This window comes from Pseudoalteromonas sp. ND6B, assembly GCF_000764215.1.
In the GTDB taxonomy this organism is placed as follows: Bacteria; Pseudomonadota; Gammaproteobacteria; order Enterobacterales; family Alteromonadaceae; genus Pseudoalteromonas; species Pseudoalteromonas tetraodonis.
This window is the reverse complement of the sequence record NZ_JQFL01000057.1, coordinates 31386-58138: the sequence shown is the minus strand read 5'-3', so window position 1 is coordinate 58138 and position 26753 is coordinate 31386. Positions and strand designations below refer to the sequence as shown.

At 40.7% G+C, this 26753-nt stretch carries 22 protein-coding genes and 1 other RNA gene; 13 read left to right on the top strand and 10 right to left on the bottom strand.

Annotated features, from left to right (window positions below):
* Window positions 1-41: 41 nt before the first annotated feature.
* The 6 genes from dinG to ND6B_RS19975 are packed head-to-tail and all read left to right on the top strand — an operon-like array spanning window position 42 to window position 4858.
* Window positions 42-2117 (top strand): ATP-dependent DNA helicase DinG, encoded by a 2076-nt coding sequence (gene dinG / locus ND6B_RS06545; protein ID WP_033103784.1) that lies wholly within the window; start codon window positions 42-44, stop codon window positions 2115-2117.
* Window positions 2117-2893 carry a TSUP family transporter gene (locus ND6B_RS06550; RefSeq protein ID WP_016898974.1) on the top strand — a complete coding sequence of 259 codons (777 nt, stop codon included), beginning with the start codon at window positions 2117-2119 and terminating at the stop codon, window positions 2891-2893. Before dinG ends, ND6B_RS06550 begins: the two co-directional genes overlap by 1 nt.
* A gap of 1 nt (window position 2894) precedes the next feature.
* Window positions 2895-3503: a primosomal replication protein gene (locus ND6B_RS06555; protein ID WP_033103783.1), complete on the top strand. Its 609-nt coding sequence runs from the start codon at window positions 2895-2897 to the stop codon at window positions 3501-3503.
* Window positions 3503-4390: a histone deacetylase family protein gene (locus ND6B_RS06560; RefSeq protein WP_033103782.1), complete on the top strand. Its 888-nt coding sequence runs from the start codon at window positions 3503-3505 to the stop codon at window positions 4388-4390. The genes ND6B_RS06555 and ND6B_RS06560 overlap by 1 nt, the downstream gene beginning before the upstream one ends.
* Window positions 4391-4440: 50 nt before the next feature.
* A complete protein-coding gene (locus tag ND6B_RS06565; protein ID WP_013465384.1) occupies window positions 4441-4713 on the top strand; it encodes a late competence development ComFB family protein in 273 nt (90 codons plus the stop codon).
* Entirely contained in the window at window positions 4706-4858 is a 153-nt protein-coding gene (locus ND6B_RS19975; protein ID WP_081745130.1) for a YbaM family protein, read from the top strand. The genes ND6B_RS06565 and ND6B_RS19975 overlap by 8 nt, the downstream gene beginning before the upstream one ends.
* Window positions 4859-4860: 2 nt before the next feature.
* Here the strand turns inward: ND6B_RS19975 and ND6B_RS06570 are convergent, their stop codons facing one another.
* Together ND6B_RS06570 and ND6B_RS06575 are read right to left on the bottom strand one after the other, a co-directional pair.
* A complete protein-coding gene (locus ND6B_RS06570; protein ID WP_033103781.1) occupies window positions 4861-5388 on the bottom strand; it encodes a sel1 repeat family protein in 528 nt (175 codons plus the stop codon).
* A gap of 240 nt (window positions 5389-5628) precedes the next feature.
* Window positions 5629-7785: an exonuclease domain-containing protein gene (locus ND6B_RS06575; RefSeq protein ID WP_033103780.1), complete on the bottom strand. Its 2157-nt coding sequence runs from the start codon at window positions 7783-7785 to the stop codon at window positions 5629-5631.
* 486 nt (window positions 7786-8271) lie between these two features.
* Between ND6B_RS06575 and ND6B_RS06580 the strand changes: the two genes are divergently transcribed.
* The 5 genes from ND6B_RS06580 to ND6B_RS06590 all read left to right on the top strand — a co-directional run bounded on the left by ND6B_RS06580 (window position 8272) and on the right by ND6B_RS06590 (window position 11979).
* Entirely contained in the window at window positions 8272-9696 is a 1425-nt protein-coding gene (locus tag ND6B_RS06580; protein ID WP_033103779.1) for a sugar porter family MFS transporter, read from the top strand.
* A 202-nt stretch (window positions 9697-9898) separates the two neighbouring features.
* Window positions 9899-10249, top strand: coding sequence for a hypothetical protein (locus ND6B_RS20400; RefSeq protein WP_235420492.1), 351 nt, complete (start codon window positions 9899-9901; stop codon window positions 10247-10249).
* Window positions 10156-11157, top strand: a complete 1002-nt coding sequence (locus ND6B_RS19655) for an OmpP1/FadL family transporter (protein WP_318249077.1) — start codon at window positions 10156-10158, stop codon at window positions 11155-11157. The genes ND6B_RS20400 and ND6B_RS19655 overlap by 94 nt, the downstream gene beginning before the upstream one ends.
* Before the next feature lie 3 nt (window positions 11158-11160).
* The gene (locus tag ND6B_RS06585; protein ID WP_033103778.1) at window positions 11161-11574 is read left to right on the top strand and encodes a YeeE/YedE family protein; all 414 of its coding nucleotides are present in this window, start codon (window positions 11161-11163) and stop codon (window positions 11572-11574) included.
* A gap of 3 nt (window positions 11575-11577) precedes the next feature.
* Complete coding sequence (locus ND6B_RS06590; RefSeq protein WP_013465390.1) at window positions 11578-11979, top strand: DUF6691 family protein; 402 nt, start codon at window positions 11578-11580, stop codon at window positions 11977-11979.
* 74 nt (window positions 11980-12053) lie between these two features.
* Here ND6B_RS06590 and ND6B_RS06595 read toward each other — a convergent pair whose 3' ends face one another.
* The 3 genes from ND6B_RS06595 to ND6B_RS06600 form a co-directional block, all read right to left on the bottom strand.
* The gene (locus ND6B_RS06595; protein ID WP_033103777.1) at window positions 12054-14810 is read right to left on the bottom strand and encodes a hybrid sensor histidine kinase/response regulator; all 2757 of its coding nucleotides are present in this window, start codon (window positions 14808-14810) and stop codon (window positions 12054-12056) included.
* 202 nt (window positions 14811-15012) lie between these two features.
* An RNA gene (ffs, locus tag ND6B_RS19970) (signal recognition particle sRNA small type) lies at window positions 15013-15109 on the bottom strand.
* Between the two features lie 139 nt (window positions 15110-15248).
* Complete coding sequence (locus ND6B_RS06600; RefSeq protein ID WP_016899296.1) at window positions 15249-16127, bottom strand: DUF3014 domain-containing protein; 879 nt, start codon at window positions 16125-16127, stop codon at window positions 15249-15251.
* A 171-nt stretch (window positions 16128-16298) separates the two neighbouring features.
* On the opposite strand from ND6B_RS06600, the gene ND6B_RS06605 reads away from it, so the two are divergent.
* Window positions 16299-17444, top strand: coding sequence for a patatin-like phospholipase family protein (locus ND6B_RS06605; protein WP_033103776.1), 1146 nt, complete (start codon window positions 16299-16301; stop codon window positions 17442-17444).
* An 18-nt stretch (window positions 17445-17462) separates the two neighbouring features.
* On the opposite strand, the gene ND6B_RS06610 is transcribed toward ND6B_RS06605, so the two are convergent.
* Window positions 17463-19436 carry a monovalent cation:proton antiporter-2 (CPA2) family protein gene (locus ND6B_RS06610; protein WP_033103775.1) on the bottom strand — a complete coding sequence of 658 codons (1974 nt, stop codon included), beginning with the start codon at window positions 19434-19436 and terminating at the stop codon, window positions 17463-17465.
* 127 nt (window positions 19437-19563) lie between these two features.
* Here ND6B_RS06610 and ND6B_RS06615 point away from each other — a divergent pair, with 127 nt between their 5' ends.
* On the top strand, window positions 19564-20460 hold the full coding sequence (locus ND6B_RS06615; RefSeq protein ID WP_008467488.1) for a GGDEF domain-containing protein: 897 nt from the start codon (window positions 19564-19566) through the stop codon (window positions 20458-20460).
* A gap of 57 nt (window positions 20461-20517) precedes the next feature.
* On the opposite strand, the gene ND6B_RS06620 is transcribed toward ND6B_RS06615, so the two are convergent.
* From ND6B_RS06620 to dnaE, 4 genes are all read right to left on the bottom strand, one after another.
* Complete coding sequence (locus ND6B_RS06620; protein ID WP_028834056.1) at window positions 20518-20859, bottom strand: hypothetical protein; 342 nt, start codon at window positions 20857-20859, stop codon at window positions 20518-20520.
* Window positions 20856-22166, bottom strand: a complete 1311-nt coding sequence (gene tilS, locus ND6B_RS06625) for a tRNA lysidine(34) synthetase TilS (protein ID WP_033103774.1) — start codon at window positions 22164-22166, stop codon at window positions 20856-20858. Before tilS ends, ND6B_RS06620 begins: the two co-directional genes overlap by 4 nt.
* Window positions 22167-22288: 122 nt before the next feature.
* Entirely contained in the window at window positions 22289-23245 is a 957-nt protein-coding gene (gene accA, locus ND6B_RS06630; protein WP_008467493.1) for an acetyl-CoA carboxylase carboxyl transferase subunit alpha, read from the bottom strand.
* Window positions 23246-23261: 16 nt separating this feature from the next.
* Window positions 23262-26753, bottom strand: coding sequence for a DNA polymerase III subunit alpha (gene dnaE / locus ND6B_RS06635; protein WP_033103773.1), 3492 nt, complete (start codon window positions 26751-26753; stop codon window positions 23262-23264).

The window sequence follows — 26753 nt, the reverse complement described above, 5'->3', positions numbered from 1 at the left end:
TATACACTGTAATTATATACATATTTTAGGTTAATCATCACATGCTATCGAGCTCACTTAAAAAAACAATTAGACAAGTACACCAGCATGTTGCAAATAACCTAACCGATTACCGCCCTCGCAGTAGTCAAAACTATTTAGTTGCTGAAATCGCCAAAACATTAGCCGGTGAATACCATAAAAAACAACGTATTTGTGTTATTGAAGCAGGCACAGGCACAGGCAAGTCATTAGCTTACTGCCTAGGCGCTCTGCCACTGGCATTAGCACAAAAAAAGAAACTGGTTATTTCTACGGCTACTGTGGCTTTGCAAGAGCAGTTAATCGCTAAAGAACTGCCGTTTTTTAAAAAGCACTCAGGACTCGATTTTAAATTTGATTTAGTCAAAGGTCGCCAACGTTATATTTGTGCACACAAACTTCATAATGCACTAAACAGCGATAGCCAAACTCAAATGGAGTTTATGCCTACCCTTACATCGCCATTAAGCGATATGGAAACTAAGTGCTTAAAGCAACTTTACGATGCCTATATCAATAAAAAATGGCAAGGTGATAGAGACAGCTGGGCCGATACCATTCCTGATAGAGTATGGGGGCTCATTGCTTGCGATAAGCATGCTTGCCAACGCCAGATGAAAGCACACCAAACATGTCCTTTTCAACTCGCCCGCCAGCAGTTAATGCAAATGGATGTATTGGTTATAAACCATTCGTTACTGTTAGCCGATTTAGACTTAGGGGGCGGAAAAATTTTACCCGAGCCCGACAACACCATTTATGTAATCGATGAAGCGCACCACCTTGCACATATTACCCGCGACTTTTCATCTGCTGCAGCTACGATAAAAGGCACGATAGATTGGCTCGACAAACTTACTAAATTCAGTGGCAAAATGGCCAAAGTGTTAGTGGGTCAAAAAGGTATTGGGCAAAACTTTAAGTTATGCGATAGCGTTAACGATGCCAACAAAGATTTAAAAGTGGTGCGCGATATACTCGACAACGCCGATTTTGAATATTCAAAAGACGATACCTATCGCTTTGAACATGGTGAAATTCCTAAATCGTTACACGCAAAAGCAAAAGACATTAGCGAAGCCACGCTTGATGCATTACGGTGTTTAAATAAGATGCACGATACCCTCACACAAGATGTAAGCGACGGTGATATTAAACCTTATGTTGCCGACCCCATTCTGGCTGAAAGTGGGCAATACATAAACCGGTTAGAACAACTTAATAAATTATGGTTTAGTTACGCTACTAAAGGCGAAGGCACACCGCATGCGCGATGGATAAAACGACTTGAATATAAAAGCCATCATGATCACTTGCTTAGCGACTGCCCCATTGAGGTCGGTTACTATTTAAAAGATAAGCTGTGGAGCGAATGTGCTGGAGCCGTGTTATGTTCAGCTACCTTGAGCGCACTCGGTTCATTTGATCATTTTGCATATGAAAGCGGCCTTGCCAAAGAGGAAGGGGTGAAATTTATTAAAGTCCCTTCTCCATTTGACTACCCAAAACAAGCCACTTTACGCATTCCGGCCTCAAGTATAGAGCCAACAGATAAAGAATTTAGCGATCATATTGCTAAAACACTACCCGAGTATCTAAACACTAAAAAAGCCAATTTAGTGTTGTTTGCCTCTTACTGGCAAATGGACCATGTAAGTAAGTTTCTTAGAACAAAAGGATTTAACTTATTAGTACAAGGTGAAATGTCACGAGAAGCTTTACTCAAATTACATACTAAAAATATTGATGAAGGCAAGGGCAGTATTTTATTTGGTACCCAAAGTCTTTCTGAAGGGCTTGATTTACCTGGGAAGTATTTAGAAAACCTGATTATTACCAAAATTCCGTTTGCGGTGCCCACCTCGCCTATCGAAGAAGCGCAAGCAGAGTTTGTGCAAAGTAAAGGCGGTAATCCGTTTTTATCGATAACCGTCCCAGACGCAGCAAAGAAATTGGTACAAAGCTGTGGTAGACTGCTGCGTAAAGAAAGTGATGCAGGCACAATAACTATTTTAGATAGACGCCTAGTCACCAAACGATATGGCAAAGCCATGCTTGACACCTTACCACCTTTTAAAAGACAAATAGATTACTGATGTTTGAACTTGCACTCGACCCAACAACTTGGGCTATTTTATGTGGCGTTGCACTTTTAGCTGGCTTTATTGATGCTATTGCTGGCGGCGGTGGATTACTCACTGTACCAGCACTGTTAACGGCAGGATTACCTCCTCATTTAACGCTTGGCACTAATAAATTGGCCGCCAGTTTTGGCTCGTTAACGGCCAGTATCACCTATTATAAAAAACAACTATTTAACCCACGATTTTGGTTTGCTTCTATTATGGCTACCGCCATAGGTGCTTTGTTAGGCACACTTATTGTTGATCATTTAAGTATCGAGTTTTTAAATAAGCTCTTACCCATTATTATTATTTTAGTGGCTTGCTACAGCTTGTTTGGTAATTTAAGTACCACACAAAGTGATGATCTGCCTAAATTAACCCGCACAATAAAAGTAAAACAGTGGCTACAAGGATTAAGCCTAGGTTTTTTTGATGGTTTAGCTGGGCCTGGAACGGGAACTTTTTGGACTGCCTCAAACGGTATGCTTTATAAAATGAGTTTGCTACTCAATTGTGGTTTGGCGCGTTCAATGAATTTTGTTTCTAACTTCATCTCTCTGATCACCTTTGTTGCACTTGGCCATGTTAACTTTTTACTGGGAATTACAATGGGCTTCTTTATCATGCTTGGTGCATGGTTTGGCGCACATTCAGCTATTCGTTTTGGCAGTAAATTTATTCGCCCAGTATTTAATACTATGGTTATACTTTTAGCGTTAAAACTAATTTACGAGGCATACTTTTAATATGCAATCTGCTGCTTTAGACAAACTACGCCAACAAGTTGCTACGCTTAAGCAACAAGCTGAGCAATTTGATAAAGCAAAATTATTTGCTAAAAACCGTTATATGCAGGCACAGCCAAGCTTATTTGACAGAGCCGTATTTAGCACCAAAAGCATGAACTTGGTTGATTACGTAGTAGAAATAGAAGATGAAATAGCCAGCCTACCACCGAGCGCTCACCGCCATGCCTACACTTACGCACTTGAGCGCATTGCTAGTCAGGTACAAGCTGTCTTTAATGTAATTAAATCGACCCCTATTTGGGTGAAAGAAAACAAAAGTCATTATAAGCCTCGTGCCAAACAGCCTATTTATAAACAAGCAGTGCAAAAAATCATGCAATCATCCCATGAGTTATATGATGAGCTTAAACAAAACCATGAGTTTGAACGCCGCCTAGTACTGATGATTGAAGAGCGTAAGTTACAAATGGAAAAAGCATCACCTGCGCAAGCACAAAAACTTAATCAAGAAATTTTAACCACTCATGCACGACTCGGCCGTTGCAGAAAAGCAATTTCTGCCACCGAAGACAAAATTCAACAAGTAGAAAAACAACATTTACGCTAATGCAGCTTTATTATCACCATCTATACTCGCAATTAGAGTTACCTGACCGCCATCGATTTCCAATAAAAAAGTATCAGCAGCTTAAGCATGAAATAGAGCGTTTAGGCTACACCCAATTTATATCGCCTTCGCCAGCAACAACAGCGCAATTGAAATTGTGTCATAGCTCAGAGTACATCGCTGATTTTTTAAATGGCTCGTTAACTGACAAAGCAGTTAAAAAAATGGGGTTTCCGCACTCACCTGAACTAGTCGAGCGAACCCTTTATTCTGTTGGTGCCAGTATTCAAGCAGCTGAGAATGCACTGCAAACCGGCTTAGCGGTTAATTTAAGTGGCGGTTATCATCATGCTTATAACAATTACGGCAGTGGTTTTTGTATTTTTAATGATTTAGCCATTGCTGCAGCCCACCTTATTGCAACGGAGCAAGCCGACACCGTATTAATATTTGATTGTGACGTGCATCAAGGTGACGGTACCGCGCAAATAACCCAGCACCATGAGCAGATAATTAGCTGCTCAATTCACTGTGAACAAAACTTTCCTCGGCAAAAACAGCACTCAAACTACGACTTTGCCTTGCCAGCAAACACCATAGATGCAGAGTATTTAACAACACTAGAGCAAGCTCTCGAGTTATGTGTTCGTCTCCACCAGCCCGATATTATTTTATATAATGCCGGCGCCGATATTTATACCAAAGACGAACTTGGCTTATTTGATGTTTCTTTGGCTGGCGTATACGCGCGTGACTTTGCCGTTCTTAACTTTTGTAAGCAGCGAAACATCCCGCTTATGTGCGCTTTAGGTGGTGGTTATCAGCGTAACATCAATGATTTAGTCAGTGTTCATAAACAACTATTTAAAGCGGCTCTCGATTTATAACAATCCTTGGTATAGACTCAACAAAGACAATAAAAAAGAGTAGCAGGAATATGCGATTAGATGACGATATACACAACTTTTACGAAAAACTCGTTTTAGAAGAAATAGAAAAACGTAAACTTAATGAGCGTTACAACGACGATGTAATGGCTGACTTTTGCTGTACAGTGCTCAATCAGTTACCCCCACGTTATATTCGATACGATGTAGACATGGCGTTTTATTTAACTCAAACAGATCGTTTAGATATGCAGCAGCGCGTTGAACTTGCCATTAACTTTGCGATTGATCAGATTGCTAAAAAGAAAGATATTAATGAGTAACCCGCTAGAAGACGCCCCTACACACGTAAAACTGGCTGTTGATTTAATTATGATATTAGAGCAACACGACGTAGAGCCCGAAGAAGTATTAAAAGCGCTCGATATCGTAAAAAGTGACTTTGAGAAAAAGCTAGTTAGTAACTAGCTTTACTCTATTGTTTGTATTTCATGAACGGTGACAATACCATCGTGTTTATTACAATCAATTTTAATTTCGCCGAATGTTCGTCTCGGTGATGTTGACCTACGGCAGGTCATGTTTTGAGCTTTAACACCAAACTGCTCAATATAAACTGCAACAATTGCATCTATTTCTTGCTTCTCGTGTGTTGTCGCAGCAGTATAAAAAGTATCATATTGTTGTGACCAATTTTCAACGCCTGCTTCTGCAGCAACACCCAACCACCCCATACCAAGCTTAGTTGATTGCTCTAAATATTGCCCTTTTAAAAACATAAACGCTAGGGTGTATTGTGCACTTTTATAGCCCAATGCAGCGGGCTCTTCTAAATAGTTAAAAGCCTCTTCAAACTCCCCTTTTCTGTATGCCTTAACACCATTATATTCTTTTTTCTTCATGGTATTATCGCTGTAAAGACTGACTGGTGACGAATTGCAGCCAGTTATTAAAGCCACCAATACGAGCAAAGTGGCACTCAATCGTTGATGATTCATTATTATCCTTAATTTATTATTTTTTTTGCTCAGAAACATAACCACTTTTAAAGCATCTGCCCTAAAACCTGTTAACATAAATTTAATATTATCATGGGATTGCAAAGCTTACAGCGATTATTTTTATAAGCGCAGTTTTAATCGCCCATTAAAAATAGATAAACCTATTTTTTTAATACCCTGTATTTATACACAAGGTACTTTACTTTACGCACAATGCATTTAACTGACGTAAATCTATCACTGACTGTCCGTTTGCTGAACCAGTAATAATAACTGCGCGGCCGCTTTGGCATCGTCTAATGCACGGTGATGATTGGTTAAGTCTAAATTAAAGTGTGCCGATAAATTACCGAGTGAGTATGACTTTAATCCCTTAAATGCTTTGCGTGATTCAACGACTGTACACAGTTTCGGCATTTTAAAATTAATTCCTATCCTCTCAAGCTCTTTTTTAATAAAGCCATAATCAAAATTAACATTATGCGCCACAAAAATACTACCCGAAATTTTATCCAATAAAGTCGAAGCAATGTCGCTAAATATAGGCGCATCACTTACCATGGCGTCGTTAATACTGGTTAGTTTGGTAATAAAACGAGGGATGGGTCGCTCTGGGTTTATCAATGTGGTCCATGTATCAACTATTTCGCCCTGCTTTACTTTAACAATACCAATTTCGGTAATGCGGTTACCGCCTTTGAGGCCTCCTGTAGTTTCAATATCTACCACACTATAAATACGGTTAGGGTCTACATACCACTTCACCGCTGCAATATTGACTTTAAAACCACTGTTTTTTAAATTATCGATGCTCACTAGCTGGTTTCTTTTAAGCTTGTCTCCGGGCGCTTTTACCTCTTCAAAATGAACTGCGCTGTTATCAACAATCATTAAATCGGGGTAACCATCTTTTAATTGTCGGTAGTTTTTTGCCATGTTTTTTAAATGGCTTAATAGCGCATTTATCGGGCTGTTTAAAATAAGCTTCTCTAATGGCTTTAATACATCTTTGTGCCATCTAAATAAGCCATTTGGTTGCTCATAATACTTCGCTGCATGGTTACACACTAAACGCAGCAATTTTTGGGTACTATTACACGCAGCCAGCCGCGCCTCTACTTGCGAGGATTGATTTAAATAAAATGTATCTGTTTTTAAGGCTTGCGGGTAAATATCAAACTCATTGCAGGGTGGGGTTGGGGTTTCAATAAAAAGTTCCTGCCAAAAAACCAGCGCAAATAAGCTTTGCCACAAGGTATTCTCAGTATAAAAAACCTGCTTGCCTTGACGAGTGTAGTGATCACTTACACCTAACTCAACATCGCCACGGTAAAGTTCATCAACTTCTATAATACAGCGTGTACTGGCTAACATTTCACTAAGCCGTGAGCGTGTTTGCTTGTTAAATTTGCGCATTAAAAAGTCATCCGCAAAGTACAGTAACTCATCGGTGAGCGGATTTTCTATAATTTTCTCAAGTTGCGCCTTTACCCATTCTTTATTACCTAAACGGTATTGCTCTCTTATTTGAATTTCTAGGGCGTGCGCATCATCCTCGCAGGAATTAAGTACATCAAACGCTAATACAGGGTTAGTTTTTTTTAGTTGCTTATAAAGTATGACCAATAACTTATTCTTTAGCTCTCGAGCTACAACCCCTACTGCTAATTCATTTATTAATTGTTTTGCTAGCATCTCATTTTCATTGTCATCTTTCGCGTTTTTAACGGCTAACCGAAAACGGTTTAACACATAGTTAGATTGCGCTTCCTCAATTGAGTCAAAGCGAGACAAACTTTCATGATGTCCTTGCCTAACAGGAGTTACCCCTAAATCTCTTAGTACAAACCGGTTTTGATGATTAACATCACCGGCACTGAGCCTGCCAATATACAAAAATTCAAAATACTGGTAACACTCATCTCTATTATTGATCACATACTGATTATACAAATGCGAAAGACGCTCTGGCTTAGATTCAAAAAATGAAATAGCGACTTCAACTAAACAACTTTTAGCTGCACTTTTTTTAAATAATGGTGGCTGCTCTTGTTGAGATAACAACTCAATTAAGGCCGGCTTTGTTAGATGACTAAGCAGTTGCTTAGCGTCTGCTTGTGAGGGTTCACAGATTAACCCAGCTGTTTTTAAATTAAAAAGTGACTGATAAGGCGAAATAATCTCTTCATAATTTAATGACTGAGTTTGCACTAAATAAGGCTTACGAGAATAAATACGTGCTAGCATGCATTGGCTTTGCTCGTCGAGGGTGTTTATTTTATTAATAAATGTAATGTGCTTTTGCTCAAGTAAATGCATACATTTATCGCTCACAAAGCCTATTAGCTCTTTAAAATGTGCCAAATAATATTTTGCTGGTAACTCTTTTCTCATAAAAACCGCCAATACTGTATATAAAAACAGTATAATTATTTGAGCGCTTTTAGCAACCCAATTAGGAGTTAATAGCCTTTTAGAATTTAAATTGATTCAATCTCGGGCGCTTTAATTTCAGCGAGGTTTGTTACCTAATAAACTAAGTTAAAACCGAGCACCCTTTTTATACCCTGGCCCTTATCTTCACCTGTGTAGATAGCAGAACCCTTCAAGCAGTGCGTGTTTAAAATTAACGAAGCGTTAGTACCTATTTACGGGCATTCACATGGCAAAAGATCTATTTTGCTTAAAAACCAAACACACTGCTGAAACTTCAATCTCAAAAGATAAACAGACCCTCGCGCAACTCAATTAATTTATTTATGCATACGTATTACTATTGAAATATCTTTTTTAGCGTGATTACTCTGTGCTAAGGTTGCCCGCAAATTATTAGTGGTACTTTAACTTCATTACACATAATAAAAATTAGGATTGAACAACATGACAACACAGCATGCAACTAAAGGTGAGCAAAGCGCAGCGGCAAAGTGCTCACTTTTATACGTTATTTTTATATCGGCTGTTGCCGCCATTGGTGGCTTTTTATTTGGTTTTGATTCAGGCGTTATAAACGGCACTGTATCGGCGTTAGGTAATACATTTAACTCAAGCAGTGTAGCAACAGGGTTTAATGTTGCCTCTGTTTTACTTGGTTGTGCGCTGGGTGCTTTAGCTGCTGGCCCATTAGCTGACAAATTTGGCCGTCGCGCTATTATGATTGTCACTGCACTTATATTTGCTATCAGTGCATTTGGCTCTGGTATTGCTGATAGCTCAGCTGAGTTTATTTTTTACCGCTTATTTGGTGGATTAGGTATCGGTGCGGCATCTGTTTTAGCGCCTGCTTATATAGCAGAAGTTGCTCCTGCCAGCTTACGCGGTCGCTTAGCTACACTGCAGCAGCTTGCTATAGTTCTTGGTCTATTTGCTGCCTTTTTAAGTAACTACCTAATTGCTAATGCCGCAGGCGGTGCCGAGGGTATTTTACTGTTAGACTTAGCTGCATGGCGCTGGATGTTTTGGGCTGAACTGGTTCCTGCAGGCTTATTTTTGATTGGCGTACTTTTTATTCCTGAGTCACCGCGTTACTTAGTCGCACAAGGCAAGCTTAAACACGCTAAAACTGTATTTAATAAAATTTCAAACGATGATGCTGATGCGCAAATCAGTGACGTGAAGCAGTCTCTGCAAAGTGATAAAAAACCAAGTATTCGCGACTTATTTATTGATGGCAGTAAAAAAGTACACCCTATTGTTTGGGTGGGTGTAGCTTTATCAGTTTTCCAACAATTTGTTGGTATTAACGTGGTATTTTATTACGGTTCAGAACTTTGGCAAGCCGCTGGTTTTGATGAATCACAATCACTGTTTATAAACGTGCTTGCGGGTACCACTAATATTTTATCGACCTTTATAGCTATTGCTTTAGTCGATAAAGTAGGTCGTAAGCCACTATTATTGGTAGGTAGCATAGGTATGTTTATTAGTTTAAGTGCACTTACCTACACCTTTGGTAGCGCTGGACTTGATGAAGCGGGCAAGTTAGCACTTAGCGAAAATATGGGTACCTTTGCATTAATAATGGCTAACCTGTTTGTGGTATTTTTTGGCTTAAGCTGGGGCCCAATTGTGTGGGTACTGCTTGGTGAAATGTTTAATAACCGCATCCGTGGTGCAGCGCTTGCAGTTGCTGCTAGTGCGCAGTGGATAGCTAACTTTGCTATTACTATGACCTTCCCTATCATGCTAGGTAGTATTGGTTTAGCAGGCGCCTATGGCTTTTACACTCTCTCAGCGTTTATTAGTGTGTTCTTTGTGGTTAAATACATTAAAGAAACACGCGGCATGAAATTAGAGTCAATGTAATCACTTGGCTGGAGTAAAATAGCGCTTAATAATGCTGTTTTACTCCAGCGTATTTAACCCTCCTTTGTAAGCCCTTTCATTTACCTGTTCCTCATCCACAAACAATATGCTTTTTTAGTATATATAATCTTTTAAAGTTCTTTTTTGGAATATAAAAAGTTAGCTATTGTTCGCCAACTTTCTCTACTTAGTCTCAATTTAAATGAAAAAACAGTTACTCTCAGGCCTTGTTTTCACCTCTGCATTAAGCACATTTAATGTATTTGCAACGAATGGCTATTTTACCCATGGCTACGGTATGACTCACAAAGGCATGGCAGGTGCTGGTGTAGCGTTATCAGAAGAATTAATGTCGGGTGCAAATAACCCGGCTACTTTTTCAGCTAATGGCACGCAAATGTCGGTAGGTATAGAATTATTTGCTCCTGAGCGTAACTACACCGCTGCAAAGGTAGATGAATACTTTCCCAATGCACTGTATTTGGACGCAACCACCAAAAAAGTGATAACAGCTTATTTGCAATTCCCGAATTTGCTATTGGCCATCAACTAAATGAGCGCATTAATATTGGCCTATTAGTTTACGGTAACGGCGGAATGAACACAGAATATGTGGCTGATTCTGCCCCTCAAGGCACATTTTATGGCGGCACCACCGGTGTTGACTTAAAACAGTTATTTGTCAGCCCAACCATGAGCTATCAATTAAATGAACAAATACGCCTAGGTGTATCTGCTATTTATGTAGTGCAACAATTTGAAGCACAAGGTTTGGCAAATTTTGCCGCCTTTTCGCAAAAGCCAGAGGCGCTGTCTAATAATGGCGTTGATACCAGCACAGGCATTGGAATGCAACTTGGGATCAGCCACATTATTAACTCGTCATTTAGCTGGGGCGCCAGTTACCGTTCATCAGTGTCTATGGATGAATTTGACCGTTACAGCGGCCTGTTTGCAGAGCAAGGCGGGTTTGATTTACCAAACTCTATTCAGCTCGGTACCGCTTGGCAGTTTTTACCATCGCACCAAGTGGTGTTTGATTGGCAAAAAATAAATTACAGTGAAGTAAAAAGTATCGCCAACCCTATTACTAATTTAATGTCAGCGCCACTAGGGGCTGAAGCCGGAGCAGGCTTTGGTTGGCACGATATGAGTATTTATAAACTGGGTTATCAATGGCAACGCACTGAGCAACAAAAAATTAGGTTTGGTGCTTCTTATACTGAGCAACCCATTTCATCATCTGACATTTTATTTAATATTTTAGCGCCCGGTGTGCAAGAGTGGCATTTTACAGCAGGCATTAGTCATGCACTTAGTGACGCGGTGCAATTTAACGCAATGGCTTTTTATTCACCTTCTAAAAATGTAACAGGTGCAAACTACTTAGCGCCTAATCAACAACTATCAATTTCAATGGAACAATCAGGATTGGGTGTATCCCTTGCTTGGAGAATTTAAACGATGACAACCGAATTCACACCACTATCTGGGGCTATTGGCGGTGGTTTAATTGGTCTAGCCTGCGCGTTATTACTGGTTTTATTTGGTAAAGTAGCGGGAATTTCAGGGCTTATAAAATCAATCTTTAATCCACTGGCAGCAGCTTCTCGTTGGAAACTGTGTTTTGTGATGGGGTTATTGCTAGCAGGTGTATTTATACAAATATTTGCCCCTGAGCTGTTAGTAGGTGAATTAAGCTTATCCCCTTGGATGATTATTATTGCAGGGCTTTTAGTCGGTGCGGGAACCACATTAGCGAATGGCTGCACCAGTGGTCACGGCGTATGTGGTATGTCTCGCTTTTCGGCTCGTTCATGGGTATCAACCTGTACGTTTATGGCAATCGCCATTATCACCGCTAATTTAGTAGGGTAAATCATGCACGCAATTATTACGCTTATTTTAGGGTTTGTATTTGGTTTGGGACTAATTATTAGTGGCATGACCAACCCAGATAAAGTGCTTAACTTTCTCACTTTTAATCAGCAATGGGACGGTAGCTTAATTATTGTTATGGCTGTTGCAATGACCATTATGATGGGCGCATGGTTTTGGCTCACTAAAAAAGGCACGCCGGTGTTTAACGACAAACTAAGCCTTAGCGATTTAAAAAAGGTCGATACGCGGTTAATTACTGGCTCTATTTTATTTGGTTTAGGTTGGGGCTTAAGCGGCGTGTGCCCGGGCCCCGGGCTTGTACAACTGGTATCACTTAAAACAGAGTTTTGGTTATTTTTTGCTTCCGTACTTGGCGGTATGTGGCTGACCAAAAAAGTATAATATGAGTCGCCGAGCACGCCTCGGCCACTTAGCATACTAACCCTGAACTATGCTTTGTGCTCTTCAGCTGCTGCTCAACTGAGTATATTACCAATCACTGTATATAAATCATCGCTATTAATGGGTTTGGCTATAAAGTCATCCATACCAACAATTAAACAGCGCTGCTTATCTTCCTCATAAGCATTTGCAGTGATCGCCACTATAGGTACTCGTAAGCCGGTTTTAATTTCAGTGGCTCTAATCGCGCGAGTGCATTCATAGCCATCCATGTTGGGCATTTGGCAATCCATTAAAATCAAATCAAACGACTGACTCTTCAATACTTCAAGCGCCTTTAAGCCATCTTCAGCCATTGTTAAACTCACTTTAGTAAGCTCAAGCATTTTTGCAATCACCTGTCGGTTAATCGCATTATCCTCTACCAACAGTATGCGTTTATCCAAAAGGTTTGGCTGCGAAGCTGTTTTTTTAGGTAACTTTGAGGGAGCGTCTGCTGATTCTGGCGCACTAATACTAAAGGTGAACGTACTACCTTTACCCTCTTCACTGTGTAAATGAATTTCACCGTCCATCATTTTTATTAGCTTTTGAGAAATAGCCAGCCCCAGACCTGTTCCGCCATACTTACGAGCAACGCCCACATCTGCCTGGGTAAACTCACTAAATAATAATGATTGCTGTGCCTTTGCAATACCAATACCGCTATCTTCAACGCTAACCTGAAGTTTATTATCGTTATAATCGAACGATAATCGCACAAAGCCTTGCTCTGTAAATTTATACGCATTAGAGAGTAAATTAATAATCACCTGATTTAAGCGTAATTCATCAACACTAATGTACAGTGGTAAATTTGTGGTTTGAATTATGCTAAATTCCACCTCTTTAGTACTAACAATCGGCGTAAATAAAGAGCGTATATTTTCGATAAATGGAGCTAGCTGCGTGGGTCTACTATTTAGCTCCATGGCATTTGCTTCAATTTTAGAAAAATCTAAAATATCGTTAAGAATATTAAGCAAGTTTTTTGCGCTTTTTTGCTGCGTGAGCAACAACTCTTTTTGTTCATTACTTAAAGACTGATCTCGAAGCAAAACCTCTCCCATACCTAATATGCCATTCATAGGTGTGCGAAGTTCGTGACTCATATTAGCTAAAAATTGTGACTTAGCGATATTTGCTTCATTAGCGAGTTTAACGGCTTGTGTTAGCTCAGTTGTTTGTTCTGCTACTTTATCTGCGAGTTGCTGATTAAATTGGCTAAGTTGTTTATTAAGGTCTTCATTTTTTACATTAGAGGCTTGCAAACTTTTGATTGAATGCAGAAGTGCATTGCCCAACATTTCAAATTGTTGCTGTAATTGCAGTACTTCGTACCAACTAGAATCGGTATTAAATACGTGTTTTTTAGTTTTACTAAAGCTGTTGATTAAATTAGTCAACTCTATGATGGGTTTAACCAGCAAATGGGTGAATTTATAAATAAATAATACCACCAGTGCAATGGAAAATAGCCCCAGCAACATAGTGGGTAACCAAGCAGCCACTACCACCAAGCTTAAATATTTACGATTATAGAGCGATATAATCTGCCACCCTGTGGTGTCGTCAACATACTGATTTGTATGGTACACCTCGTTATCGTTTGAGCGAAAAAGCTGATTACCACTAAAACGTTGGATACTAAGATCCTGCTGCTTAAAATCAGTCAGCACCGTAAACTGACTTAACGAGCTAAATACTACTTTTTTATCGGCATCAAGAACAAGTAAATCCCCTTTATACTCAAATAAATTGGGAATAAACCGCTCTAACTGATCTAGCTTGAGCGACCCCTCAACTACACCATAAAACTCATCATTTTTATAAATGGGAGCCGAAAGCGCAACAATAGGTTGATCGCCTAATCCTCTGCCTTGAAAAACGCCACTGCTGTAGCCTAACGGGAACTGCTGAGCCTGAGCGAAATAAGGACGATCATTAACATAACGCTGACTCTGACTTAAACCACTGAGCAATTCACTGGGTATACTTTTCTCAACATAACCTTCGGAGTTCGCATACAGACTAGTTGCAAAACCAGGGTATAAAGCCATTAGCCGCTCAAGCTGCTGCTGTATTGGTGCTCCGGCACTCATTGCATCACTGGTTATTACCATTGCATTTTTATGAAACAACAAATAGTCACTAAGCTGGGCACTGATCGAGCGTGATTTTTCTTTAAGTTGCGTATTTACTTCGTATTCTAAGCGCGAGTAATGCTGATTAACCAAAAAGACACTGGTGATCAAAACCACCAAAACAATAATGATACTGACAACATAACTTAATATACGGGCCAGAGGCTGCCCTTGATAAGCCCGGCTTGCGTGGGGAACAAACACACTCACTAAGTCGACCAAAGCTAACGCTATCATGGCATTGATAAAGTATTTTGAGGCAGCCACAACAAGCGTGAGCCAAGGAAGGCCTATAACAAAGTGACCCAAAACCCACACCAGTGGTAAGCCGACTAAAAACCAAAATACTGCACCTAAAGGAAGTATTGGCTTAGAACGCTTTAAGCAAAAGGTATAAAGCCAAAACAGCTCAAGCACATAAACAACACTGGCCCAGCTATGCCCCCAGCGATAAAATAAAAAACCAGTGACAATAGCTAAACTAAGGAGGGAATAACGAAGCCCAGCAAACACTAAACTGAGTATTACAAACGTCTGACCAAATAAAAATTCAGAGCTATCAAAAAAATACAGAGGTAAAAGGTTAGCGCATCCCCCTAAAAGCCCTAATAATATAGCAAGCGCCCACTTATTCCTCTGAGACGTCATATTGACCCTTAATAGCTTATTAAACACCTGCGGCGTAAAGTATAATCACGAGTTTTAATTATTGCTCACTCATTAGCTATTGTCTATAAAGGTAAAAATTTAGCTAAGTGGGTATGATCTAGAATTAGTGTACGAATAATATAAATAAGAAATATTGAAAAATGGAATTTTAATACACCCAAATGAGGAATTTGGGTGGCAGTCTTACCAGCCACATCTCGGCACACACGTCACAAACTGTGGCTGCTCCCTTCCGGGCCTGACCAGGTTCGCCTGCTAGTGTTGCGAGAGGACCAATAAGACTACCATTGAGGGCCTTGGTTGGCGCGATTGAGATTATCGCTACTTTTACTCTGTTATTCAAGGGATAATCAAAAAAGAAAGTGCGATTGCATACTTCATATACAATCGCAGGGTATTTAGTTATTAAAGCGGTTATTAATTACTCTCTAACTGCGCTTTTATATTACGTAGCGCTGCTTTTACCTTTTTCATGTTCTCTGGGCCCATGCGTAAAAGTTGTTTTTGTGCAGCGGGTAATTGCTCCCACTCAGAAAACGCATACTGATAAGTAACCGAGTCACGCAATAAAGGTAAGCTGCCTTTTGGCTCTGGAGTATCAAGTAGCAAGTCAATGGCATCTTCAAGTGTTTGTGTAAACTCATCATCGCCATAGCCAATTTCAGTGTATGCACTGTTGATTAGCGGTTTATATTCTTCATATAAACGAACAGCTTGTGCGGCACTCATACTTGTTAGTACTTTTACATATGGGGTGTAGCGTTCATAGCTATTAGGGTCAATGGTTAAAATATCGCCTTCGTTTACGCTAAAACCTTCTTCTAACTTTACAACTGGGGTATGTTTCTTAGCCACCTTACCTTTTGCTAAGTTATCGATAAACACCACACCACGACGAATAACATCATCGTTCAACACTAGGCTCATTGCCGCATCGCCTAAGTATTCATCTAATTTTGCAACCACGACAGGATCACTGTCATTTAATGTTGGTAAAGGCACAACCTCAGACTCTGGCTCAACGTCTGGGCGCTGTGTTGGCACTGCTAACTCTTCAGGTTTTTCTGGCTTAACCGATGGTGCACCGACCACTGGGTCGTTTTCAGGTTTTAGCTCCATAACGGGTTGCTCTTTTATGGGTTCTTCAACCTGCATAACTGTTTCTGGGGCTTCGCTTGGTTTTAATAATACAAACGCGGCGGCAATAATAATGATTAATAAAATAACCCCTGCGAAGATAAGGTTGTTATTCGGTGGACGTTTTTGAACATCTGATTCTGATGGTTTATCTGACATACGAACTCCATAAATATAAAAATGCGATACCGTTTAGAGTACTCTAAACAGGTTTAATTCATACTTACACTAATATTTATTAATGTAGCTAATGTATCCTTTGATTCTTCTAGCTTAAAGACTTACAGTAAATAAATAAAGTAAAGACAGCGAACAGTTTAAATACCTAACATGAAAATTAAGCAAGTCGATCCTAGTAAACCTAAAATTGCCTTATTACTAACAGGTGGTGGTGCCCGAGCGGCTTATCAAGTGGGTGTTTTGAAAGCGTTAGCGCAAAGTATGCCCAGAACCGCCCCGCTCCCCTTTAGAGTGATAAATGGCACCTCTGCCGGTGCAATTAATTCTGCGGCCTTAGCATGTTACGCCTCATGTATGCATTTAGCGGTAAGAAAACTAGAAACAGTTTGGAAAAACTTTTCAACTTCGATGGTATATAAAAGCGACTTTTTAAGTGTGTTTGGTCATATTACCCGTAATATTTTAACCAGTTTCCAGTCAGAGCATATAAACCATCCACCTGCAAGCTTGTTAAATAACCGACCACTTAGAAAACTGTTAAACGATATACTAGATTTACATCGTATTGAGCGTAATTTACACCGTGACTATTTAGAGGCGCTGTCTATCACTGCATCCAGTTATACTACTGGCGATTCTGTTGCTTTTTTTCAGTCAAATACGCAGCATTCTTGGCAACGAGCCAAGCGCGAAGGACGCACTACTCGTATCAATGTTGAACACCTAATGGCATCAAGTGCCATTCCTATGGTGTTTCCAAGTGTGAATATTTATAACCATTACTTTGGCGATGGCTCAATACATCAGCTTTCACCTTTAAGCCCCTCTATTCACTTAGGGGCAAATAAAATATTTATTATTGGGGTTGATCAACCCAAAGAGCCACATCCTCCAGGGTACTCTGCACATTTCCCGGGGCTTTCGGCCGTGGCAGGGCATTTACTCGACAGTGTATTTACCGACACCATGCAATCTGATTTAGAGCGCTTGGACAGAATAAACCGCACACTCGGTTTACTGCCCAATAAGCATAAGCATCAAGAATTGAAACAAATAGATAGCTTTATTATTAATCCATCGCAAAACTTCAATGCCATTGCCGCGCAGTATTACGATGATATGCCTTGGGCGATAAAAGTTTTATTACGTATGATCGGGGTAAAAAAGCGCTCTCAGTCGAGTTTGACCAGCTATTTGTTATTTGAAAAACGCTACACCCAGCATTTAATTCAAATCGGATACGACGATGGTATGAAACAACTCCCTGAAATCAGAAAGTTCTTAGAACTAGAATAAGTTTTTTTGCTTGATGGGCTACTCTATACCATCAAGTAAATAATGCTCTACTCGTTCTACACGCCGTGGTTTACCTTGCAGCACTAGAATATCATTAGCATACAATATTGTGTGTTCTTGTGGTGTGTCTATTTCTTCGCCCTCGCGGCGAAGCGCCTTAATTAGCACTTTTCTTTTTGCTAAATTGAGTTCGCTAATTGCTTTATTAACCGCAAATGCTTTATCTGGTAAGGCTATTACATGTAAATACTCTAAACGCTCTGGCAAGTTGGTATCGCTGTCAATATTTTCGCCTGCAAAAAAGCTGTGCAATAATTTATAGCGGTTTCGTCGCTCACTGCTAACACGGCGGATAATACGGCTCATTGGCACACCAGACATTGACAACACATGCGACACCAACATTAAGCTTGCTTCAAGCGCCTCAGGCACAACCTCAGTAACCCCTAGCGCTTTTAAGCGCTCTAACTGACTATCATCACGGGTTCTTATGAGTATTTTAACCTTAGGTGCAACCTGTTTAATGGCATTAATGACTATTTGAGTTTGTTGAAATTCGGTAAAAGTAATAATGACTAGTCGCGCTCGCTCTACCCCCGCACACTTTAAAATATCTTTTTGCTCAACATGACCAAATATTAAAGGCTCGCCCGCCGCTTTTCCTTCCTGTACTAAAATGGGGTCGCTCTCTATTGCCACATAATCAATTGCCTCTGGGGATAAAAAGCGGGCAATAGTTTGTCCTACTCGAGAAAAACCGCATATCACCACATGGTTATGATAAAGCGTGCTACTTTGAAGCTCGTCTTCAAAGGCAAACTTTGCGCGCTCTAACATGCCTAGTCGTTTTAAAATAAAAGGGGTTTTATCAATTAAATAGGGCGTAAGCGCCATAGAAATTACCCCCATGGCAATTAAAAATGATACTTGCTCAACGCTCAGCAAGTTATGCTGTGCAGCGAGTGCAATTAACACAAAGCCAAACTCACCCATTTGCCACAACATTATAGCGCACGCTAACGCATCTTGTTTTCGCTCTCCCATAAATAAAGAAGATAACATCACTACGGCAATTTTTAAGATTAAGATGCCCATCAAGGCAACAATAATAATACCCGCATGATCAACAACAAAACCAATGTCTAACTGCATCCCCACGGTTACAAAAAATAACCCCATGAGAATATCGCGAAACGGGCGAATATCGGCCTCTAATTGATGACGATAGTGGCTCTCCCCTAGCATCATGCCTGCTAAAAAAGCCCCTAATGCCATCGATAAACCAAAAGAGTATGTGAGTAACCCTGCAAACAAAGACACCAATAACGTGGTTAATACAAACAGCTCATCGCTTCGTGCTAGTGCCACTTCTTTAAACACCTTGGGCAAAACCCACTTGCCAATAGCCCATAGCAATACACACACAAACGCGCCTTTAGTCAGCGCAAACAGTAATGCCCAACCAATACTATTGGGATCACTGCTGGCAAATAAAGGCAAAATAATGAGTAACGGCACAACCGCAATGTCTTGAAATAGTAAAACACCGATTGCCAATTGCCCTCGGCGTTTATTTAAATCACCACTCTCTTTTAATAATTTAGCAACCACCGCCGTAGAGGAGAGCATAATAATAATGCCGATGGTAAAACTAGTTAATAAACTAAAATTTAATAAATAAAGGATTAAAATAAGCAAGATACTGCTGACTATGACTTGCAATGAGCCTAAGCCAAATACGATATTTCGCATTGCCATTAAGCGCGATACAGAAAACTCCAGCCCCAAACTAAATAACAAAAACACAATACCCAGCTCAGCAATAAAGTCCATTTCATGGCTTTGTGCCATCCAACCAACGCCATGGCCACCAGCTAGTAAACCTACCGCTAAATAAGCTAATACAGGGGGAAGCCCTATTCGCTTAAATAGCCATACAAATAGAACCGCAGCAACTAAAAGTCCAAAAACCTGAGCATTAATATTTTGCAATGCAATCCTTATAAGCAATCAATGGAATGTAACTTAACTATAGCAACCGTATAAGTTTCAGCCAGAATGTAAATATGGCATATAACCTGCTTAGTTATAAAAAGTAATACTATAGGGGGAAGAAATAGTGGAAAACGTTCATATTTTGACACAACGTATCTCTGGTCGCGGCGAATTTTTGCCGTTCTCAGCAGAGCAATATAATAGCAATACACCGACAGCACTGCATGAGCTGGCAGCTAAACTGCAAACGAGCTTAGTTTTAGAAGATATTTTAGGAACGTTTGCAAATTTTGCAAAACAACTGCTTAATTTTTCTGGTGTGCATTTTAAAGCAACAAGTATTGATGTAAAAACACCCAATAGTGATGTTGAAAATCCAGCGTATTCGTTTGATTTAAAAGTTGAAAATGAGTACTTAGGCACATTAACTTATTATACAAAATATCCGCTTAGTGCGGCTATTGAGAAAAAGCTTCAACACTTTCATAGTGTACTAATTTATCCATTGCGCAATGCGCTTATGTATAACCGTGTATTAAGGCTAGCCACAAAAGATTCATTAACCGGATTAAACAACCGTAGTCAATTTAATGACATGTTGCTACAAAAGCTTGAAAATCATCGACGTAACGGTCATTCGTTTAGTTTAATGCTGCTTGATTTAGATAATTTTAAGCAAGTAAATGACAACTATGGTCATAAAATTGGCGATGACGTTTTAATCGAGTTTGCTGCGGTTTTATCTAGTAGTATTAGGGGGACTGATTCGGTATTTCGCTTTGGTGGCGATGAGTTTTCAATATTAATCGAAGACCCGGCTTTTACCACCAATAAAGTGGTGGCTGAACGTATTATGCGTTTAGTCAGAAACTCACCGATTATGTCTAAATACAACGTCACAGCCAGTATTGGTTTTACGCTAACTAATAGCGACGATTGCCAGAACGAGATATTTTCTCGCGCAGATAAAGGCTTATATAAAGCAAAAGCATCTGGGCGAAACTGCGCAAAAGCCTATTAAGTAATAAAAGCGCATTATTTTTAAAAAGCCTAGCCTCCCCCGCTGGGCCTTTTTACGCTACTTTTTTAATATCACGTACTTATAAATGAGCAACATGGCGCAAAAGCCAAAAAAGAAGCCACTGAGTAAATTAAGCAATGCGGCAATTGTCGCAAGCGGTGTAAAAAGCACTAACAGTAAGGGCATACTCACCCCTAGAATGAAAAATACGCCCCCCTTACCTAACCAATAGGCAAGTAAAATGGCGGCACATACCATACCGCCCAACACAGCGTAGCCTAGTGTAATTATATTAAGGGTTAAAAATACATTCGCTAAAACCGCAATCAATAGCGTAATTAATATGCCAGTAGGTGCCTTATTTATAAGCGACAGCCCAACATGAGGTTGTTGACTCATGATTTATACTCCCAAATAACTCCATTCTCATCTTTATGGTTATCACTAACAAAATAACCAACCACTTGAACTAGCTCATCATTGTAAAAAATTAATGGAATATGAGCACGTAGCCAAGACGCTACCTTTGCATCTTTAAACCAATGCTTAAGGGTATTACTGCCGGGCTTTTTTAGTGGTTTAATACGCGCACTATTACAGTTAAAACGAACACTGACTTGTTCATCAGGTTTAGGGGCGCGTATACCCACTCCCTGCAGGCATTGTAGTATTTGTCCGTCATTCAGCACTAGTTCGCGACTTGTTACGCGTTCAATATTAACGGCTAAAGGCGTCGGCTGCACAAAATAAAGTAAACCTTGATGGCGACGTATTTGCCCATCGCTTAGCTCAATTTTTATTTGTGCATCAGCTTGTGCATGAATAGCCTGACTCATTATTTGCATTAACTGTTTTTGCGAAGGCATGGTATGGGTAAATAAAGCCAGCCATGCGCGCAGAAGATTCGCAATGCGAATAGCGCTGTAATGAGCCATGTTTTGTATATTAAGCGCCTGATGTTGGTTAATACACTGTGCGAGATCTTGCTGGGTATATTCATCAAGCAGTGTTTGTTGCTGCTGTAATAACTCAATACTGCGTGCTGTACACTGCTCAAACCCAGTAAAACGCTCTGCCAACTTGGGCACGATTTGTTGACGCAAAAAATTACGATCAAAGCGTTCATTGGAGTTTGATTCATCAGTAATATGGCTAATATTAAATTGCTGCGCAAACGCTTCTATGTCGCTGCGTTTTACCGCAAGTAATGGCCTATAGCACTCACGGCCACTTTCAAGCACGCGAGTTTGCTGCATAGCGCCGAGCCCTTTTAAGCCTGAGCCGCGCTTTAAACGAAGTAAAAATGTCTCTACTTGGTCGTTTAAATGCTGGCCTAGCAAAATAACACTATCACTTGGGCTGTGTTCATCAAGCGCTTGATAACGCGCTTCGCGAGCCTGCGCTTCAATACTGGTGCGCGATTTCGGCTCAATAATGACGTTTACCGCCTTAAAATCAATTGAAAGCTGCTCACAGCGTGCTTGGCAAAATTGCTGCCAGTGATGGGCGTTATCACTTAAGCCATGATTGACATAAATTGCACTTAAATCTAATTGCGGGTACTGCTGTTTTAACCCATGCATAATATGCAATAGCACGACCGAATCTACCCCACCAGATAAGGCTACTGTAAATGTGAATTGCCCATTTTCTAAGTAGTGATTAAGGGCTTTTTTTACCTGCAGATAAATAGGTGTTTTGTGCATTAATATACCCAATGAGTAAATTGCTAATAACCCGAACAATAAAGGCTCTACGTTACGGTATTTTAAAACAAAAAAAGCCGCATAGGCGGCTTTTTTCTATATTTAGCTACATTTAGCTATTTTTAACAATAACCAAACGACATTAAACGCTTGTAACGTTGATCAAGCATCTCTTCAAGCGATAACGCTTGTAAGTCTGCTAAATCGCGCTTAAGGCGTACTTTTAAGTTACGTGCCATCGCATCGTAATTACGGTGCGCGCCGCCTAGAGGCTCTTCAACTAAATTATTAATTAAATCTAGCTCTTTAACACGCTCTGCTGTTACACCCATTGCCTCTGCAGCCAATGGTGCTTTGTCAGCACTTTTCCATAAAATTGATGCACAACCCTCTGGTGAAATAACCGAGTAAGTGCTGTATTGCAACATGTTTACTCTGTCGCCCACACCAATGGCTAATGCACCACCTGAACCACCTTCACCAATAACAGTACAAATTGTTGGTACTTTAAGTGCGGCCATTACTTTTAGGTTACGTGCAATTGCTTCAGACTGACCACGCTCTTCAGCGCCAACACCAGGGTATGCACCTGGGGTGTCGATAAAGGTCATGATTGGCATTTTAAAACGCTCTGCCATTTCCATTAAGCGCAATGCTTTACGGTAACCTTCAGGTTTTGGCATGCCAAAATTACGTTTGATTTTTTCAGCAGTACCACGGCCTTTTTGCTGACCGATCACCATTACTGGCTCACCATCTAAACGGGCTACGCCGCCTAAAATGGCAGGGTCGTTAGCAAACGTGCGATCACCCGCAAATTCGTCAAATTCCGTAAAAATACGCTCGATGTAATCTCGAGTATAAGGACGCAACGGATGACGTGCTAACTGTGATACTTGCCAAGCACCTAGTTCAGAGAAAATTTTCTCCTTCATTTGTGCGCTCTTTTCTTTAAGTTTGCTGACTTCCTCTTCTAATCCAAGGTCTAATTCGCCAGCGCGGCTTACATTTTGTAATTCTTCAATTTTTGCTTCTAATTCTGCAATTGGAAGCTCAAAATCAAGATAATTGAGGCTCATGCTCTAAACTACCTAATTAGTTAAATTCTAGTTCTACATTTTGCGCTGCCATCAGCGATAACTTATGAATTAAGTCGTCACTTGGCGTAACACACCATTCGATCCCTAGGGTTAATTGCACCAACGCATCGGGGCGTTGATAATATACCTTGATCGGACACGTTCCCATTTTGTATGGTTCGAGTACTTTTTGTAATTTATCGAAGAAACCAGCCTCGATCTGCACCATATTCAGCGTCATCTTAATCGCTTTTATACGCTTTTCACGCGCCTGAGCAATGGTGTTTATTTCTCTGGCGGTCATTGTAATACCACCAGAGAAGTTATCAAAGCTGACCTGTCCGGATATCACCAAAATATTGTTGATTTGCAACATATCTTGGTACATTTCAAACTGTTCTGGAAACAAGCGTACATCAATTCGGGCGCTTTTGTCATCTAAAGTTATCAGCCCCCAACGATTTCCTTTTTTATTAATTAAGGTTCTCGCTGCAATCACTAAACCTGCTCCAGTTGAGAGCACATCACGATTAGTTGGTTGTAAGTCGATGAGTCGACCACTGGTGTAATGCCCAAGCTCTCGTCGATACTGGTTTATAGGATGTCCGGTTAAATAAAGGCCTAGGGTGTCTTTTTCGCCATCAAGCCACTGATTATCCGTAAGCGGTGTCGCTTTTATAAACGCTTGCTCTACTTCATCAGGCTCTGTAGCCAATAAACCAAATAAATCACTTTGCCCTAATAATTCAGCTTTGTTGTGCTGATCGGCTGCGCGCATCGCATCTTTTAAGCTGGCTAATAGTGTTGCTCGCCCAGGTTGAGTTTTTTCAGGCCCTAGTTGGTCTAATGCGCCTGCATAGATTAATTTCTCGGTAACGCGTTTATTTAAGCGTTTTAAATCAACACGCGCACAAAAATCAAATAGGTCTTTAAATGGGCCGCCTTTTGCTCGCGCCTCTAATATGGCATCAACCGGCGCTTCACCTACGCCTTTAATTGCCCCTATGCCATAGACAATTTCACCTTGAAGGTTAACAGTAAACTTGTATTCACCGGCGTTTACATCGGGCGGTAACAAGGTGAGTTTCATGTTTTCACATTCATCGACCAGCGTTACTATTTTGTCGGTGTTATCCATATCAGCCGACATTACCGCCGCCATAAACTCGGCCGGATAATGCGTTTTCATCCACAGCGTTTGATACGATACTAATGCATAAGCTGCTGAGTGAGATTTGTTAAAACCGTAACCCGCAAACTTTTCAACCAAGTCGAATATTTTAATTGCCAGCTCGCCATCGATGCCATTATTACGTGCGCCCTCTTCAAAGGTTGAACGCTGCTTTGCCATTTCTTCGGGCTTTTTCTTACCCATAGCACGACGTAACATATCGGCGCCGCCCAGTGTATAACCGGCCAGCACCTGCGCTATTTGCATAACTTGTTCTTGATACAAAATAATGCCGTATGTCGGCTCAAGAATCGGCTTTAAACTTTCGTGTTGGTATTGCGCATCGGGATATGAGATTTCTTCTCTGCCGAGCTTTCGGTCGATGAAGTTATCTACCATGCCTGATTGCAGTGGACCTGGGCGGAATAAGGCCACTAGGGCTATCATATCTTCAAAGCAATCGGGCTTTAATCGGCGGACTAGGTCTTTCATGCCGCGTGATTCTAGCTGGAATACCGCGGTGGTTTCAGCGCGCAGCAGTAGCTCAATACTTTTTTTATCATCCAATGGAATGGTGTTGATATCGACCGGCTGTTTGCCTTCACGCTTTAAGCGCTCATTGGTCATATCCAGCGCCCACTGTAATATGGTTAGCGTACGTAAGCCTAAAAAGTCAAACTTAACTAAACCGGCGGTTTCTACATCGTTTTTATCAAACTGGGTAACTGGAAACTTGCCTTCGTCATCGCAATAGAGCGCCGCAAAATCGGTAATGGTGGTAGGCGATATAACAACACCCCCGGCATGTTTACCGGCATTACGCGTACAGCCCTCAAGAATACGACACATGTCGATTAAGTCTTTAACTTCTTCATCGCCGTCGTAGGCTTCTTGCAAACGGGGTTCTACGTCAAATGCTTTAGCCAGTGTCATCCCAGGGTCGCCCGGAATAAGCTTAGAAATACGATCGACAAACCCATACGGATGACCAAGTACCCGGCCTACATCGCGTATTACCGCTTTTGCTGCCATAGTACCAAAGGTAATAATTTGCGATACCGCGTCACGGCCATACAAGGCCGATACATGATCAATTACTTCATCACGCCTATCCATGCAAAAGTCGACGTCAAAGTCGGGCATAGAAACACGTTCAGGGTTTAAGAATCGCTCAAAGAGTAGGTCAAATTCGAGCGGATCAAGGTCGGTAATTTTAAGGGCATAAGCCACTAATGAACCCGCACCTGAACCACGCCCTGGGCCTACTGGAATATTGTTATCTTTACTCCACTGAATAAACTCCATTACGATCAAGAAGTAACCAGGGAATCCCATTTGGTTAATTACATCAAGTTCTATTTTTAAACGTTCATCGTATTCGCCACGTTTTTGTTGGCGTTCTTGCTCGTCAGGAAATAAAAACTGTAATCGTTCTTCAAGGCCGTCTTGTGACACTTTAACCAAAAACTCATCAATTTTTAGTGAGCCCGTCGGGTAATCTGGTAGGAAATACTCACCTAATTGCACGGTTACATTACAGCGCTTTGCAATTTCTACGGTATTTTGTAGCGCTTCTGGAATATCACTAAATAGCTCTGCCATTTGTTCTGGCGTTTTTAGGTATTGCTCTTGTGAAAAACGCTTTGGTCGGCGTTTATCATCTAGAGTGTAACCATCAAAAATAGCCACACGAATTTCATGGGCTTCAAAGTTTTCAGGTTTTAAAAATACCACTTCATTGGTGGCCACTACTGGCAATTGCTCATTTGTTGCAAGCTCCACCGCCATGTGCAAATAGTTTTCTTCTTGAGCACGGTTGGTACGAATAAGCTCTATATAATAATGATCGCTAAAATGCTGTTTATAAAAACTGACCACCGACTCAACAATAGCGGGGTTACCTTTTATTAAGGCTTTTCCTAAATCGCCATCTTTGGCGCCCGAGAGTATGATAAGCCCCTCTTTTAAATCAACTAACCACTCACGGTCAATGACAGGGCGATGAAAAACATGGCCACGTTGATAGGCTTTAGAGATCAATAAAGTAATATTTTTATAGCCAATGTTATCTTTGGCTAATAATGTTAATCGGCTTGGTTCATCGGGGAATTCTGGGCTACGTACCCAAAAATCCGCACCAACAATCGGCTTAATACCCGCATTATGCGCTGCGCCATAAAAACGCACCAGACCACAAAAGTTCATTTGATCGGTAATTGCCAACGCTGGCATTTCAAGCTCTTGTGCTTTAGCGACGATTGGTTTGGTTTTTGCCAAACCATCAACCATCGAAAAGTCTGAGTGAACTCTTAGATGTACAAATTCAGGAGCCGCCAT